The sequence below is a fragment of the Vibrio sabulosilitoris genome, assembly GCF_055391395.1.
Genome location: NZ_AP029599.1, coordinates 1643383 through 1658537, shown reverse-complemented (window position 1 = coordinate 1658537; position 15155 = coordinate 1643383). Strand labels below are relative to the sequence as shown.

General features: G+C 47.7%; 17 protein-coding genes. 6 read left to right on the top strand and 11 right to left on the bottom strand.

The features are described 5' to 3' along the window. Positions 1-117: 117 nt before the first annotated feature. Positions 118-1131, top strand: coding sequence for an asparaginase (gene ansA, locus ACZ5R2_RS07900; protein ID WP_464901746.1), 1014 nt, complete (start codon positions 118-120; stop codon positions 1129-1131). A gap of 111 nt (positions 1132-1242) precedes the next feature. On the opposite strand, the gene ACZ5R2_RS07895 is transcribed toward ansA, so the two are convergent. Next, complete coding sequence (locus ACZ5R2_RS07895; RefSeq protein WP_464901745.1) at positions 1243-1545, bottom strand: YeaC family protein; 303 nt, start codon at positions 1543-1545, stop codon at positions 1243-1245. Between the two features lie 140 nt (positions 1546-1685). Here ACZ5R2_RS07895 and ACZ5R2_RS07890 point away from each other — a divergent pair, with 140 nt between their 5' ends. Beyond that, positions 1686-2507 (top strand): DUF2989 domain-containing protein, encoded by an 822-nt coding sequence (locus tag ACZ5R2_RS07890; RefSeq protein WP_464901744.1) that lies wholly within the window; start codon positions 1686-1688, stop codon positions 2505-2507. A gap of 109 nt (positions 2508-2616) precedes the next feature. Here the strand turns inward: ACZ5R2_RS07890 and msrB are convergent, their stop codons facing one another. Next, complete coding sequence (gene msrB / locus ACZ5R2_RS07885; RefSeq protein WP_464901743.1) at positions 2617-3015, bottom strand: peptide-methionine (R)-S-oxide reductase MsrB; 399 nt, start codon at positions 3013-3015, stop codon at positions 2617-2619. Between the two features lie 367 nt (positions 3016-3382). Here msrB and gap point away from each other — a divergent pair, with 367 nt between their 5' ends. The 4 genes from gap (at position 3383) to ACZ5R2_RS07865 (ending at position 7415) form a co-directional block, all read left to right on the top strand. Continuing rightward, positions 3383-4378: a type I glyceraldehyde-3-phosphate dehydrogenase gene (gene gap, locus ACZ5R2_RS07880; protein WP_464901742.1), complete on the top strand. Its 996-nt coding sequence runs from the start codon at positions 3383-3385 to the stop codon at positions 4376-4378. A gap of 124 nt (positions 4379-4502) precedes the next feature. After that, positions 4503-5384: a D-hexose-6-phosphate mutarotase gene (locus ACZ5R2_RS07875; protein ID WP_464901741.1), complete on the top strand. Its 882-nt coding sequence runs from the start codon at positions 4503-4505 to the stop codon at positions 5382-5384. Positions 5385-5527: 143 nt separating this feature from the next. Beyond that, on the top strand, positions 5528-6331 hold the full coding sequence (gene rlmA / locus ACZ5R2_RS07870) for a 23S rRNA (guanine(745)-N(1))-methyltransferase (RefSeq protein ID WP_464901740.1): 804 nt from the start codon (positions 5528-5530) through the stop codon (positions 6329-6331). A 112-nt stretch (positions 6332-6443) separates the two neighbouring features. Further along, positions 6444-7415, top strand: coding sequence for a ChaN family lipoprotein (locus ACZ5R2_RS07865; RefSeq protein WP_464901739.1), 972 nt, complete (start codon positions 6444-6446; stop codon positions 7413-7415). Positions 7416-7423: 8 nt separating this feature from the next. Here ACZ5R2_RS07865 and ACZ5R2_RS07860 read toward each other — a convergent pair whose 3' ends face one another. From ACZ5R2_RS07860 to hinT, 9 genes are all read right to left on the bottom strand, one after another. After that, on the bottom strand, positions 7424-8041 hold the full coding sequence (locus ACZ5R2_RS07860) for a potassium channel family protein (protein ID WP_464901738.1): 618 nt from the start codon (positions 8039-8041) through the stop codon (positions 7424-7426). 3 nt (positions 8042-8044) lie between these two features. Next, on the bottom strand, positions 8045-8170 hold the full coding sequence (locus ACZ5R2_RS07855) for a hypothetical protein (protein ID WP_464901737.1): 126 nt from the start codon (positions 8168-8170) through the stop codon (positions 8045-8047). Positions 8171-8201: 31 nt separating this feature from the next. Beyond that, on the bottom strand, positions 8202-9422 hold the full coding sequence (locus ACZ5R2_RS07850; protein ID WP_464901736.1) for a low temperature requirement protein A: 1221 nt from the start codon (positions 9420-9422) through the stop codon (positions 8202-8204). 313 nt (positions 9423-9735) lie between these two features. Next, positions 9736-11025 (bottom strand): NAD(P)/FAD-dependent oxidoreductase, encoded by a 1290-nt coding sequence (locus tag ACZ5R2_RS07845; RefSeq protein ID WP_464901735.1) that lies wholly within the window; start codon positions 11023-11025, stop codon positions 9736-9738. A gap of 385 nt (positions 11026-11410) precedes the next feature. Continuing rightward, positions 11411-11950: an alpha/beta hydrolase YcfP gene (gene ycfP / locus ACZ5R2_RS07840; RefSeq protein WP_464901734.1), complete on the bottom strand. Its 540-nt coding sequence runs from the start codon at positions 11948-11950 to the stop codon at positions 11411-11413. Between the two features lie 342 nt (positions 11951-12292). Continuing rightward, positions 12293-12883 (bottom strand): penicillin-binding protein activator LpoB, encoded by a 591-nt coding sequence (gene lpoB / locus ACZ5R2_RS07835; RefSeq protein ID WP_464901733.1) that lies wholly within the window; start codon positions 12881-12883, stop codon positions 12293-12295. A 46-nt stretch (positions 12884-12929) separates the two neighbouring features. Beyond that, positions 12930-13316, bottom strand: coding sequence for a YcfL family putative periplasmic lipoprotein (locus ACZ5R2_RS07830; RefSeq protein WP_464901732.1), 387 nt, complete (start codon positions 13314-13316; stop codon positions 12930-12932). Next, on the bottom strand, positions 13316-14707 hold the full coding sequence (locus ACZ5R2_RS07825) for a COG3014 family protein (protein WP_464901731.1): 1392 nt from the start codon (positions 14705-14707) through the stop codon (positions 13316-13318). The genes ACZ5R2_RS07830 and ACZ5R2_RS07825 overlap by 1 nt, the downstream gene beginning before the upstream one ends. Positions 14708-14752: 45 nt before the next feature. Next, a complete protein-coding gene (gene hinT, locus ACZ5R2_RS07820; protein WP_464901730.1) occupies positions 14753-15103 on the bottom strand; it encodes a purine nucleoside phosphoramidase in 351 nt (116 codons plus the stop codon). Positions 15104-15155 lie beyond the last annotated feature (52 nt).

The window sequence follows — 15155 nt, the reverse complement described above, 5'->3', positions numbered from 1 at the left end:
CCTCTCCAAGCCCTCCTTTGCAGCTCAAAGGAGGCATAGCGGAGTTTGACCTAGACTAATAGGACGCGAGTTATATAATTAGCGTCCTTTTTTCTCTCTCAAAACTAAAGCAGCCTTATGACAAGAAAGCACATCTACATCGCCTACACTGGTGGCACCATCGGCATGCAAAAGTCCGAACAAGGCTATATCCCCGTTGCGGGCTTTATGGAGCAACAACTGGCAAGCATGCCTGAGTTCCATCGCCCTGAGATGCCTGAATACACCATTCACGAATATGACCCACTGATTGACTCCTCAGATATGTCGCCAAAAGACTGGCAGCAGATCGCCGATGATATTCGTGATAACTACGACAACTATGATGGCTTTGTCATTCTCCATGGCACAGACACCATGGCCTATACCGCTTCGGCCCTGTCGTTCATGCTGGAAAACCTTGGCAAACCGGTGATTGTTACTGGCTCACAGATCCCGCTTGCTGAGCTGCGCTCGGATGGTCAGGCCAACCTGCTTAACGCCCTGCATATTGCTGCCAACTACCCAATCAACGAAGTCACGCTGTTTTTCAACAACCAGCTAATGCGTGGCAACCGCAGTACTAAGTCACACGCAGACGGCTTCAATGCCTTTACCTCACCAAACTTGCCTGCACTGCTTGAGGCGGGGATCAGCATTAAAGTCAGCAATGGTGTCGAGGTAGCGCAAAAACCTCAGGGTGATTTTATCGTTCATAATATCACCCCGCAGCCGATCGGTGTGATCACCATGTACCCTGGAATATCACACGAGGTTATCCGCAATACCTTGAGGCAACCCGTCAATGCAATGATCTTGCTTACCTTTGGTGTCGGTAATGCGCCACAAAACCCAGAGCTGCTCGGTCACCTGAAAGAAGCCTCTGAGCGTGGTGTCATCGTCGTCAATTTGACCCAATGCCTAGCAGGTAAAGTTAATATGGGCGGCTACGCAACTGGGTGTGCCCTAGCCGATGCTGGTGTGATCAGCGGTTATGATATGACACCAGAAGCAGCACTGGCCAAACTTCACTTTTTACTCAGCCAAGACTTGAGCTACGATGAGGTTAAGCAGCAGATGCAATTAATTCTGCGCGGTGAAATGAGTTTATAGCCAGTATAAAGCCATGTGCAACAGCTAAGATTTGTGGCAGAGACACTAAAAATTTGCAAAAAAAGGTAGCCAATGTGGCTACCTTTTTCTTACTATCGCTGGAGTAAAAAGCTAGTCCTTGGCAGCTTTGTCTGCACTGGATATCTCGAATCTGGCGATCTCTTGCTCTGATCGAGTAAATTGATGCTTAAGCTCGACTTTGCTTTTGAGGTGCAACTCGCCCCCCGCCGCAATGGTCATGTGTTGCGCGTCTAAATTGTGCTTGGATTGATAGAGCATCACCGCCTGCATGCACTTATCTCGTTGCTCAGCCGTCAATGGCTGCCCTTCGGGCCAACGACCGGTCTCAACGGCATAGGTTAAGCGTTGATAGACTTGTGGGGTGATCGCTTCAAGAAGTTGATTGACATCCATGTTGATAATCCTTTTTACCCGCATCTAGCCACAGGGCGACATGCTTGAAAAACAAAAAGCCAGGGTTAGTAGCGAAACAATAACTCGCTGATTAACGTAGTCAATATAAATACAGATAATCAGTGGATTTGATCACGCGCATGAAAATTCAGTTGTTAAAACCAAGCATTGTTATTGCCTGCACCGCCCTGCTTTCTGGCTGCTTTGAGCAGTTAACTGAAACAGAGCAGCTGTGTCGAGACCATCCAGAGCTTAAGTGCCAGCAACTCAACATAGATGACAGTCAATGTCATGCGCCACGCTATAGACTGCTTGCTTATCGTGCCGACACACCCAACCCTCGCACCGATATCCAACACATCCGTGAGTACGAACTGGTGAGCGATTTTCGAAGTTGCCTCGAGCTTGCCGCGCAGATTGAGCCAATCGACAGGCGCGATCGCAAGACCGCTCGATTTGAAACCATGATGTCAATGCGTCAAGAGCAACAGCGTCTCATTGCCAATATCAAGGAAACACAGTCAGCCCACGCACTGTACTTTGCATGGATCTATCTCGGTGAAGAATCGGCGCGACGTCAGTTTCTGCGCCTTGAAGGCGAGCCCGAGCTCGACACCGCCGAGTTGCAGTATGCACTGGCCACTTTCTACACTACTCGAGACCCGGCCAAAGCTGAGCAAATGTTGCATCGCGCCATTGAACTCTCTTTCGAGGCACCCGTAAACCGCGATATCTTTACCACCCTGAGCACTCTCTATTACCGTACTAGCCAGATTGAACTCGCCTATTTATGGTCGATGGTGGCAAAGCACTTCGGTGCAGCGATTGCATCCGAGCGCGAGTTAGATTTTATCTATCAAAATGTCACGCCACTGCAGAAGCGACAGCTCGACCAGCAGAGTGTGAGCATTGTGGCTGAGATTAGCTCGCAGCGATACCGTAGTCGCAGTATCGCTGACTAACTCTCACGCTCTTCTACCTCAAATCCACGCCAAGACGCAAAGCCTGAGCATCAATTATGAGCAGCCGTCTGGTCTGTCTGAGCTCGCTTATATGCAACTTTAGTTTCAATTAGCTTTCAGTTTTGGAAAAAACTAACGAAACCGAATTTACACAATAACGTTCACCTGTCGTGGGAGGCCCATCTGGAAAAACATGGCCCAAATGGCTGTCACAACGCGCGCATCGTATCTCTATTCGCCGCATTCCATGACTATGATCACTCAAGTATCGGATAGCGTCGGGCTCAATTGGCGCGTCGAAACTTGGCCAACCACACCCGGAATCAAATTTGCTTTTTGATGCAAACAAGGCGGCACTACAACAAGTACAATGATAAACGCCTGACTCCCTGTTATGCAGCAGCACCCCAGAGAATGGCGCCTCCGTCCCCTGCCGGCGACAAACTCGAAATTCTTCATCCGTTAGCTGCTCATGCCACTGCTCGTCTGACTTCTCGATCTTTTTCATTACGATTTTCCATGCTCTTTTGTATTATTATTTACCAGACCTACGGCCTTGGGATCACTGACTCAACTTTTTCATTGCGCACTTGCGAAACAGCTGCCTTGTAGCACATACTAGACCCCATAATGAGGGTACTACTAAGCCCAGCTGGCGAACTGCCACTGCAATATTTTAAGCAAACGCTTGGTGAAATGAACCCGTGGCACGGATAAAAATCGACCATTTAGGTTAAATTGTGCAAGAAAAGAAGAAAAATTTTTGACATGACGCAACTTAGCGCCGATTATCTGTTGCAGAATTTCAATTGGTTTTGTAATTTTACTACCAGTTATCTTTCATCAAGAAATATAAAGTTGTGGAGCAACTAAAAATGACTATCAAAGTAGGTATTAACGGTTTTGGCCGTATCGGTCGTTTCGTATTCCGTGCATCTGTAGAGCGCGCTGACATCGAAGTAGTAGGTATCAACGACCTAATCGACGTAGATTACATGGCATACATGCTGAAGTACGACTCAACTCACGGTCGTTTCAACGGTACTGTAGAAGTTAAAGACGGCAACCTAATCGTTAACGGTAAGACTGTACGTGTTACTGCTGAGCGTAACCCAGCGGACCTTAAGTGGGACGAAATCGGTGTTGACGTAGTAGCTGAAGCAACTGGTATCTTCCTAACTGACGAAACTGCACGTCAGCACATCACTGCTGGTGCTAAGAAAGTTGTTCTTACTGGTCCTTCAAAAGACGCAACTCCAATGTTCGTTAACGGCGTAAACTTCGACACTTACGCAGGCCAAGACATCGTTTCTAACGCTTCTTGTACTACTAACTGTCTAGCGCCTATCGCTAAAGTTCTTAACGACAAGTTCGGTATCGAATCTGGTCTTATGACTACAGTTCACGCAACTACTGCGACTCAAAAAACTGTAGACGGTCCTTCTGCTAAAGACTGGCGCGGTGGCCGTGGTGCTTCTCAGAACATCATCCCATCTTCAACTGGTGCTGCTAAAGCTGTAGGCGTTGTACTTCCAGAAGTAAACGGTCTTCTAACTGGTATGGCTTTCCGCGTACCAACTGCTAACGTTTCTGTAGTTGACCTAACAGTTAACCTTAAGAACGGTGCAACTTACGAAGCAATCTGTGCAGCTATGAAAGAAGCTTCTGAAGGCGAAATGGCTGGCGTTCTTGGTTACACTGAAGACCAAGTTGTTTCTCAAGACTTCATCGGTGAAGTTTGCACTTCAGTATTCGATGCTAAAGCTGGTATCGCACTTAACGACAAGTTCGTTAAAGTTGTATCTTGGTACGACAACGAAATCGGTTACTCAAACAAAGTTCTAGACCTAATCGCTCACATCTCTAAGTAATTAGAGCAGCGTTTAGCTACGACTTGTCTTTGAGACATGATTATTAAAAAGGCGACTCTCGGGTCGCCTTTTTGCTATTTGCGATTTGGCTTTGGCCAAATCATGCTGTCAAAGGAAACGACTCATGGACTACTCTACCCTCCCTACCGTCAGCGCATTGTCTGACTGCGTCTCAATCGCCCAGCTCGACCAAATTAAGGTCATTCGTGTCGACCACCCGCACGCCAGCGCGGCCATCTCACTTTTTGGTGGGCACGTACTTTCTTATACTCCACAAGCCGGTCAAGACCTGATCTGGATGAGCGAGCAAGCAAAGTTCGATGGCCAAACGGCTATTCGTGGTGGGATCCCTATTTGCTGGCCCTGGTTTGGCCGCATTCATGCCCCAGCGCACGGCTTTGCCCGCAATAGCGATTGGGAGTTGATCGAACATCGCGAAAATGAGCATGGCGTGATGATCGAACTCGCGTTGTTCGCCAGTGAGGCGACACACGACATCTGGCCACACCTATTCGATGCTCGGCTGCTGATCGAAGTGGGCAAGCAGCTCACGGTGACGTTCAAGGTTATGAATATTGATGATACTCCGTGGCGTTTTTCTGGTGCACTGCACAGCTATCTCAATATTGGCGATATCCATCAAGCCCAGACACAAGGCTTAGGAAATCAATACATTGATAGCCTGGCTGACAATCAGGTTTGTTCGTCGGATGGCACGCTCAAGCTTATCGGCAGTGTCGATCGCGTTTATACTCAGCCTGAGGCCGTGATCAAGATTGAAGATCCCGAACTCAAGCGCACAGTCTGTGTCGACAATCAAGGACACAACAGTGCGGTTGTCTGGAACCCATGGTCTGAGGGTGCCCAAGCCATGGCAGATATGCAAGACAATGGCTTCGAGACCATGCTGTGTGTTGAGTCCACGGTGCACGCAAACAGCCTCGATGCAGGTGCCGAGCTCAAGCCTGGTGAATCACATACACTTGTCACCCGCCTATCGGTGTAAACCCCATCTTTGGGCAATCTGTTGTCGACACCGACTGTTCATCAGGGAGATAACAACAAGGGGCAGGCAGTACTTTAGCCCCTTGTTGATTCCTGTTAGACTTGCGCCACTTCAGAATAATCAATGTTACTGGTGCCATTGCCATGCCCTACCAATGCCCGCTTTGCCAAGAGCCACTGAGCCTGATTGAGCGCTCATACCGCTGCGTAAACAACCACAGTTTTGACCTTGCAAAAGAAGGTTATGTCAACCTGATGCCAGTGCAGCACAAACGCTCTAAAGATCCCGGTGATAACAAAGAGATGATGAACGCACGACGTCGTTTTCTCGACCTTGATTACTACGCGCCGCTGCGCGAACGAGTCGCGACACTTTGCCAAACTAAAAGCCATATCAGTAAACCAGTGATCCTTGATATTGGTTGTGGCGAGGGGTATTACACCGAGCATATCGCTAAAGTGACTCAATCTGACGTGCATGGTCTGGATATTTCTAAAATCATGATCAGACAAGCTGCCAAACGTTACCACGGCGTCAATTTCTGTGTGGCTTCAAGCCAGCGCCTACCTTTCGCTGATAACGCGCTTGATGCCATCGTGCGCATCTATGCCCCTTGTAACCATCAAGAGTTGGTTCGTACCACTAAAGAGCAAGGGATCATTGTCACAGTTACGCCAGCAGCGCGTCACCTGTACCAGTTGCGTGAGCTAATCTATTCGGATGTTCGCCTACACGATGAGACTGCAGAGGAGATCGATGGCTTCGAGCTTGAGATGGAAGAAAAGCTCAGCTATCCGATGCACCTTTCTGGTAGCGACGCGTATGACTTGTTGCAGATGACGCCATTTGCCTGGAAAGCCAGTCCTGAACTGTTGCGGTCGCTTGTCGATAAAGAAGACTTCATCTGTGAGGCAGATTTTATGCTGAGAGTGTACCGAAAAAGGTAGCTCTCAATCCCCAGCCTTCTTTACAACAACAAGGTAGATGACTGGGTTTATAGGTTTGATTACCAACGCTGCCTCTCTTAGACTTTAGACGATCAGGTCCATTGGAGGCAGCATGCAACAACCCGAAATACTTCACATCGCACTTCGTCGCTGCTACACCGTCAGCGTTGCGCTACTCGTTGCCGGCTGTATCCCCTCTTCGCAATCACCTGCAGGTATCTCTAGCCAATCGGTTAGTCACCACTTTGACTACCAGATGGTTGACGCGAGTAATACCCCTATATCGGTGCACAATCTACCTGAGGAAATTCTCCAAGCCGACGTGATACTCGTAGGAGAGTGGCATGGCCATGCCGGTATCCACCGATTTCAAGCTGACCTTTATCAACAGTTAGTGGAAAACAACCAGCGGGTTTCGTTATCAATGGAGCAGTTCACTCGAGACAAGCAGACTGTTGTAAACGCCTACCTGCAAGGTGAAGTGGGTGAGCAATTTTTGATTGACCAAGGCGATGCTTGGCCTGACTACACTCGGGACTACCGCGCCCTGGTTGAGCTTGCAAAAAACAATCAACAACCAGTGATAGCCGCTAACGCGCCCAATCACATCGTGCGTTGTGTAGGACGATTGGGGCCTGAGTATCTTGAGACATTAAACGACACTGAACGAGGCTGGGTAGCTCAACGCCTTGATCTGAGTGACAACCCATACAAGAGCCTGTTTATGGCATCGATGCATCATGGACCTGTCAAGACGACTCAAGACCACTACGCCGCGCAGCTGACCTGGGACGAAACCATGGCCGAAAGTATTGTCCTGCACCTCAAACAAAACCCAAGACAGCAAGTCATGCACATTGCGGGCGACTTCCATATCAACGAGGGCCTTGCGATTGGCCGTATCATTACTCGCTTGGATCCCGGCCTCGATATAGTGACGATCAGTCCATCGAGCAAAGACATCACTGGCAGTGATTACACGGTAAAGGTGCTTTCACCACCGCCGCGATACATACAGGAACATCATCGCGTCGCGGCTTATCACAGCGTGGGTAAAGTCGCTAAAGTACCAGCTTGTCTCTAGCCTAACGGCTAAGCATTAGGCTTGCGCCCCGACTCTTGTTCTGTGCGCAGTGCTTTCAGCTCTTCCCGCAGCGCTTGAATTTCTGTGGCAAGCTGTTTGTCCGCCTTGCGTTCACCCGAGCTATCCATAATCCATGATGCAAGCACGGCAGTAAAACTACCAAACATGCTAACGCCAGTGGTTATTAAGACGATCGCCACCAACCGTCCCTCCAGTGTAACTGGGTAATAATCACCGTACCCAACCGTCGTGATAGTGACAAATGTCCACCACAGAGCATCGCTCGCTTGATGGATATTAGCCCCTAGCATACCTTGCTCTAGATAAAGAATGTATATCGAACCAAAAATCAGCATCATTATCGATACCACCATCATAAAATGCAGTGACGTGGAGGCTTTATTTTCATTAATCGCATGAGAAATGGTCGACACAGACTTGATGGCACGCAGTAAACGAAATACTCGGATAACACGCGCAAACTGATTCATTTCCAGCAGTGGGACACATGAAATCAGATCAAGCCAGCCCCATTTCATATACTCTCGCTTTGAGGGAGCTGCGCGGTATTGTTGAATAAAGTCGATAAAGAAAATCAAACAGATAACGCTATCAACGTGGAGCAAAATCTACACCACTTCTTTCGGAACTTCAAACATTAACTCGATAGTTAATGAAGTGACAACAAAGATAGACAGCACTAATACCGCTAGCTGAAAGGCCGTGACTTGGCCCGAAATCACCTTGGGCTGCATAACCCCTCCCAATTGATTGTGTCGGTCAGACTTAGTTTGACTTGATATCGCTTACTTTGGCTTCTTTGCTTAACACTTTAAACGCGTTACGCACCGGAATAATGATTTGCGAGAACAGCGCTGTTCCCCAAAGGATATTCGCCACAACCGAGGACACAAAAGTTACAACGATCAAGGTGACCAGTGCCAAGCTGACGCTAAAATATCTAACCTTGGCGGTGGCAAATCGATGAGCGGTTCTCAATTCGATCACATTCTGGATCTTAAGCAGGCACAGCAGATAACCTGCAAGACCCAAGCAGCCAATCACTGCATACTTTAGAGGGTATTGATCGGCAAAGGCCACCTTGACCTCAGCCGATAAGGCCACGCCAATCATCACACAGCAAAGCATTAACACTAGGTGAGAAGTAACCCAAGCGATCAAGGTGCGAGGCTGCTTGTTTCTTGGCTTACCATTGCCAACAAAATCAAAATAAATCCAACACAAAACAAAAATTGACAGCCCACCAAAGGCATAGTTAACAAACACATCGCCCACAACGGTGTCGATACCCTTATCTGCAAGCGTGATCACCAGTTTAAAGAACCCCTCTCCTGCCACAATCAATAACAGCAGGGCAAATCTCTCGGCCATGTGCCCAAGCCTTGGCAAGAATCGAGCGTTGTGGATCACGCCAATCTTGGGAGCCACGTATAGGCTGATCAGACTTAAAACCCCAAATGAAAATGCCAAATAATTATAGGGAGTAGGGAGAAAGGCACTGATAAAGAACACCAGTGCACCTAATGTAAAGCTCTTTGCCAGAGTCAAAGGCAAGTGCGCCTCAACCTTATCGACGCTGCGGGCACGAAAATACAATAAGGTAATGAGGGCACGATTAAGGGCGTAAGCCAGAGCGAAAAACTGCCATCCCCCGCCGGTTATGTGCAGTATCGAAGACGACATCACCATAATGGTGACGATCTGTATCGCCATAATATAACGGTGTGGGATATCTGTGCTGACATATAACGAGTTGAACAGACTCAAATCAAACCACGCAAACCAAATCACGCTAAACAGTGCAGCAAACACCAAGAACCCAGTCACGTCCAAATGATGGCTTAAAAAGTTACCTAATACGAAAATGGACACCACATGAGCAAGGTCATAAAACAGCTCTATCCAGTGGACATGGTCACTGCTGGATTCTGCATCTAAATGGTGAATGGGTTTGCGCCACAAGGCGTGTTTTTTTGCTAAGTCCATACCGATAGCTCCTTGAAACAAACATCGATTCCTATGATGTGGTTCATTATGGTAACCAGCTGAACTTATTCAAGAAGTATACTTTTGGTAACCTAGTCACAATCGTGAAGACTAGCAGGCGTTAGGTTGTTAATTGAAAATCGCTTGGCTGAGTATGGCGGTAAATTAGATTAAGTAAGCCGCCCTTTTCGCAAGGGAAAAGGGCGGCATTGTGTATTTAGTAGGCCAGCATCGAGTTTCACGGACAAGCTACAAGTCGACTCTCCATCAACTGCGATAAACATGGTTTCACTTTATCGATGTAAAAGCTCGATTAGTGCAACTTCAAGTTTGGTCGCAGTACTCGGTTAATACGCCCTACCAGCATCATCAGGCCAGTTTTTAACATGCCGTGCAGCGCCATCTGATGCATACGATAGAGAGAAATATATACTACACGAGCAATGCGGCCCTCGACCATCATTGACCCTTTAGTCAGGTTACCCATCAAGCTGCCTACCGTTGAGAAACGGCTTAGTGACACCAATGAGCCATGGTCGTGGTAGGTGTATGCTTTGAGCTCGCGGCCATTAATCTGTGCCAGGATATTCTTGTATGCTTGGGTTGCCATCTGGTGAGCAGCTTGTGCTCGTGGTGGCACAAACGAGCCGTCAGCCTGGGTGCACTGAGCCAGATCACCAATGACAAAAATACTGTCATCACGTGTAGTCTGTAAGGTGTCCTTAACCACTAACTGGTTGATTCGGTTAGTCTCGAGCCCAGCAATATCTTTGATAAAGTCTGGTGCCTTGATACCGGCAGCCCAAACCATGATATCGGCTGGGATCTTATCGCCATCTTTGGTGGTTAGGCCATCGGTCTCGGCTTGTGTCACCATAGTTGCGGTGCGTACATTCACACCAAGCTTGGTCAGTTCGCTGTGTGCCGCTGACGAGATGCGGGCTGGCAGTGCAGGCAAGATGCGCTCCCCCGCTTCCACCAAGCTCACATTGAGCTTACTTGAGTCAAGATCACCAAAGCCGTAAGTACGTAGCTCTTTTACAGCATTATGTAATTCTGCAGACAACTCTACACCCGTTGCCCCTGCGCCAACGATGGCGATATCCACTGAGCCTTGACCGTTGTTAGCATGTAACTTAAGGAACGCGTTGTTCATTTCGGTGCGGAAACGGTGAGCTTGCTCTGGGCTATCAAGGAAGATACAGTTATCACGCACGCCAGGAGTATTAAAGTCATTTGACGTCGAACCAATCGCTAGCACCAAGACATCATAATCGACGTTACGGCTAGGAATTAACAGCTCTCCATGCTCGTCTTTATATTCGCTTAAGGTAATACACTTCTGCTCGCGGTCAATGCTCTCTAGACTACCCATTTGGAACTCGAAAGCATGATTTTTGGCATGGGCGCGATAACTAAGCGCATCAACGCCTTCATCAAGTGACCCTGTAGCGACTTCATGTAACAAAGGCTTCCATAGATGACTCGCTTTACGGTCGACTAGGGTGACCTTAGCGCTGCCCTTACGACCTAGTGTACGACCTAATTTAGTGGCAAGCTCAAGCCCCCCGGCTCCCCCGCCGACAACAACGATCTTAGTCACAATACACTTCCTCTTAATTTTTTAACTTCAAAACTTCATCGACAGACTGGCTCTATCAACGTGAAATTGGCTTTCTAAGCATTCTGTGAGCGGAATGGACGTCGCTCGCCTAGTTTGACTTTACTTGGTCCTATCTTTGGACGGTGCATTGGCACTATTGTATGCTTTATTCAACTTTTATTGATATTTATCAACTTTTGTTAATTGAGTTCATTATATAGGGGTTGATGAAGGGTGCAAGCGGATTGATGATGAGATTCACTATTTTTTTTACGGTTTTGTAACTTAATTACCAAAAATCAGAAGCGAGAGGCGAGATCGGACGTTGTCCTGCGAGAAGCGAATAAAGGGCGCTGCGTAGCAGCGCGTTAACTATTCTTTGAGGTTACGCCTGTTTGAAGGCTTTTATGGTTTGTAGGTGTTGGGAGATTTTTTTGAATTTGTGGGTTTGGGTTTCGTCCCAAGTGATATCGTAGTAGGGTTCAAGCTCTGCTGCGATCTTCGTGTTGTCTTGTGCCTCATCCTCGCGTGACAATATCACCATGCAGCGGTCTTGATTCTTAAGGCGGAAATCTTCGACGCATTTAGTCGCAATATCATCGTACTCTTCAGGGCGGTCGATGCGGCCTTGCATATTATCTTCTGGGTGTAGATTTGGGTTAAACATCACCTGCTTGATTCCGCATAAGAAACCAATTCGCTCTGACCAATAAGCGCCTAATCCAACACCGCATATCAATGCTTGTTTGTCACCCGATTGATCAATCACCTTGCTCACTTCTTTAAGTAAGTGTTGCATATCATGTTTGGGGTGGAGTGTGCTGTAGTTAATAAAGCGGACATCTTCGTCAATAAACTGCAACTGAAGTACTTTCTCATGGTTACCAGGGCTTGTTGAGTCAAAACCATGTAAATATATAATCATAAGGCATTCCCTTGTTTTTCTTGGCGAGCCACCAAACTACGCGGACTCACCGCTTGGTAATTCAGCGTTTGGTTGCTTTCAATCTATCACGATTGGCGGGCTTTAGAATGAAATGTGAATGAAAATGTATGTATAGTTTAGCGAAAAGTGATCTCTTTATCACAAATCATCATTCACGGGGCACGGGGGAATTAGATGTGCTAACCCCTGTTTAGATTCGAGGGGCGAGGACGGGCGATGCCCTTCGGGGCGCGAGTTTATCGAGGTAGCCGCCAACGCTTGTGGCCGCCTTGAGATAAAAAAATGACCACACGAGGTGGTCATTGTAGATGGCTGCTTGGCTTAAAGGCCTAGGAAGCTCTTTGATTGCTGTTTGCGGATTTCTGTTTCATCCGCCCATTCAATTAAGCCTGTTTCTAGGTCCATTAGACGCATCGTCATTTTGTAGTACACGTCTTTATCGTTGCCTGCACTCTTGTTGATGCTTGATAGGTTACCATACATCATATATTGTGCACCGACCATTTTACCAAACTGGATAGCGGTACTCTGATTAACCAGCTCATCGTTATTTTGGAAGTTCAACTGATCACGGACCGACTCAACTCTGTCCATATCGACGAAGCGGAATTTGCCAGAGTTCAGCATCTTGGTACTGATGCTGTCGGTGATTGACTCTGTATCTATGTGTTCAGGTGTTTTGTTCTTGATTCGCTCTACAAAGACGATTGGGCGCTCATCACGAGTAATTGATGCGACTGAGCCCGAGAGCAACATGCTGTCGACCATCTCACCTACAATCGTCTGAAGGTCTGTTGAGCCGAAATCTATCGTCGTCGTCTCAACTGCTTGTGCATCACCGTAGCTGACTTTGTTTGAACAGCCACCCAAAATCACAGCTAAGCCAAGCAGGGCTATTACACTTTTTTTCATCGTTTTTTCCTAATTCATTGCTTACTAAGCCAAGGTTGCTCAGTGATTATTTATCGGCTTGTCGGATCTGTACACGGAACTCACGTCCGTTCGGGTTGACCGACACCTCAGAAATCGTCACTATCTCGTCCCCTCGGACCACCATTTTTTTCCATGGGCCAAGCTTGGTGTTTACCTCTAAACCCTGATCATCATACCAATAGAAGCGGTACTGAATATGTTGATCACCTTTATAAAAGCTCTCGAGTGTAACGACACCTCGCACCCGATCATCGACCTCAGTCACGATAATATCATTGACCTGCAGGCGTTGACCTAACACATTATCACCAAAGATCACGTTCTGTTGCTTACTGTCAATCCGCAAGCCTGCTGTCGGTGTGCTACAGCCAGTGAGTATCACCAGCAAACACGCAACAATCATTTTTTTCATTACAAATTACCCAACTGTTTGTGCCAGATTACTGGCTGCTGTGAATGACGCGAAACCCAAACCAATACGGTTCGGCCTTCTTGGACACTAAAATTGTACTGTTCACCATCAACTTGAACACGCTGCTCACCGGCCTCAACGTTGAGCTCACTACTCACTACGTATTGAGGCAGTGATTGCCAGGTGCGCGTATCAGGCTGCTCAGTCACCGTATTCCAGATATTAAACAGAGCGTTGCCAAGGTCATCCTTACCAGACGCTTCTTTACGTAATCGATCTTTTACCCACACCCTCACGGCCTGACGAGCGATGATACTGACGATTTCCTCGGACAGCGCCTGTTGAGCCATTGCATCGACATCTACCAACAGATCAGCTGAAGATGAGTAACCATTGATCATCACAGGCGGCCAGGACGTGCGAGCTTGACCAGTGTAGTACGGCAAGGCGACTGAGTATATTGCACCTTTGTTACGACTATCCCAGATGGGTAAGTCAAGACGCCAGCCCTTCATCGCCTCTACAACTCCGCGCTCCTCAATGAGAATCACCCGCGCATGGCTCGGTTCAAGCGTCGGTGATGATCCATACTCTTTCTCTAGTAGCTCAAGGTCTTGGCGCATGCCTAGACGCCTCGCAACGCGCTGAGCACCATCAATGATGGTTTGGTTGTCTGGCATCACTGCCAACGCGCGCCGATAGTCTACAAAGGCACTATTGAGTTCGCCCTCAGTTTCATAAAGTAAAGCTGAAAGGTAGAATAGGTACCCATTTTGAACGGCTTGCAGTTTCTTACCCGCATTTGGATAACGCGCTAAAACGCTGCCTAAGTTCGGCTGTATTCCCTGAGATGCCAAATCGTTTTCGGCTGATGCCAAGCTTCGCTCACGCTTCTGCTTTGCCGCTTCCTGAACCTGATTAGCACGACGCACCTCGACCAGTGCTCCCTCCAAATCATTGTTATAAATATAGTTCAGTCCCAGATAAAGATGAAGGAAACCAAGCTCATAGTCACGAGGGCTGTACTCGGCCATATTATCATTGACCACCAATGCCCCGGTGCTTGCTAGCGTGTCAGAAATCGAGATGGTCGGTTTATCTTGCCAAACCCGGACTTCCTGATCCGCCCGCTGCAGAGCATCCTGACTAAGCGCGATGTCAGAATTAAGCAATGCAACTCGCCCCAACTCGAATTGTCCCAGCATTGAAAAGTCTGAACGTCCCTCTAGGGCGCTCTGTGCCGAGGCGTACTTTCCCTGAGCAACATCAGATCTTACTGACTGGTTCTGAATCGAGTAATGGCTGAATAAATTTTCTGGAGTCAAACTGCTACAGGCAGCCAAAGCCACACTAGACAGTACTACCAGCGCCTTGCGCGCAAAAGGGTTCAAATACAATCTCTTCAAAAATCGTTTGCCTACCAGATTAGCGCACGTTTAGCTCATAAGAAGCGGACCCAATGGGCGACCGCCAAGCAAGTGCATATGAATATGGTAAACCTCTTGGCCACCATGAGAATTACAGTTCATGATCAATCGAAAACCGTCTTCGGCAATTCCTTCATCCTTGGCAATCTTCTTCGCCACAGTAAAAAGTCGCCCCATCACTAGCTCATCATCAGCCTCAATATCATTGACGGTTGGGATCAGTTTGTTTGGTACGATCAAAACGTGGACAGGAGCGCGTGGCGTGATGTCACGAAACGCGGTAACTAGGTCATCTTGATAGACGATATCTGACGGGATTTCTTTGCGAATGATCTTGCTAAAAATGGTTTCGTCAGCCATGGCGGACTCCTTGAATCTAAACAATTTATCGGGTCAAAGTATGCGGGATCTG

Excerpts from the sequence above, each read along its gene's own strand:
- ACZ5R2_RS07830 (WP_464901732.1), bottom strand. The coding sequence starts at position 13,316 with ATGAAAAAAATGATTGTTGCGTGTTTGCTGGTGATACTCACTGGCTGT.
- ACZ5R2_RS07855 (WP_464901737.1), bottom strand. The coding sequence starts at position 8,170 with ATGCAGCCCAAGGTGATTTCGGGCCAAGTCACGGCCTTTCAGCTAGCG.
- ACZ5R2_RS07875 (WP_464901741.1), top strand. The coding sequence starts at position 4,503 with ATGGACTACTCTACCCTCCCTACCGTCAGCGCATTGTCTGACTGCGTC.
- ACZ5R2_RS07850 (WP_464901736.1), bottom strand. The coding sequence starts at position 9,422 with ATGGACTTAGCAAAAAAACACGCCTTGTGGCGCAAACCCATTCACCAT.
- rlmA (WP_464901740.1), top strand. The coding sequence starts at position 5,528 with ATGCCCTACCAATGCCCGCTTTGCCAAGAGCCACTGAGCCTGATTGAG.
- msrB (WP_464901743.1), bottom strand. The coding sequence starts at position 3,015 with ATGAAAAAGATCGAGAAGTCAGACGAGCAGTGGCATGAGCAGCTAACG.
- ycfP (WP_464901734.1), bottom strand. The coding sequence starts at position 11,950 with ATGATTATATATTTACATGGTTTTGACTCAACAAGCCCTGGTAACCAT.
- gap (WP_464901742.1), top strand. The coding sequence starts at position 3,383 with ATGACTATCAAAGTAGGTATTAACGGTTTTGGCCGTATCGGTCGTTTC.
- hinT (WP_464901730.1), bottom strand. The coding sequence starts at position 15,103 with ATGGCTGACGAAACCATTTTTAGCAAGATCATTCGCAAAGAAATCCCG.
- ansA (WP_464901746.1), top strand. The coding sequence starts at position 118 with ATGACAAGAAAGCACATCTACATCGCCTACACTGGTGGCACCATCGGC.
- ACZ5R2_RS07890 (WP_464901744.1), top strand. The coding sequence starts at position 1,686 with ATGAAAATTCAGTTGTTAAAACCAAGCATTGTTATTGCCTGCACCGCC.
- ACZ5R2_RS07865 (WP_464901739.1), top strand. The coding sequence starts at position 6,444 with ATGCAACAACCCGAAATACTTCACATCGCACTTCGTCGCTGCTACACC.
- ACZ5R2_RS07895 (WP_464901745.1), bottom strand. The coding sequence starts at position 1,545 with ATGGATGTCAATCAACTTCTTGAAGCGATCACCCCACAAGTCTATCAA.
- lpoB (WP_464901733.1), bottom strand. The coding sequence starts at position 12,883 with ATGAAAAAAAGTGTAATAGCCCTGCTTGGCTTAGCTGTGATTTTGGGT.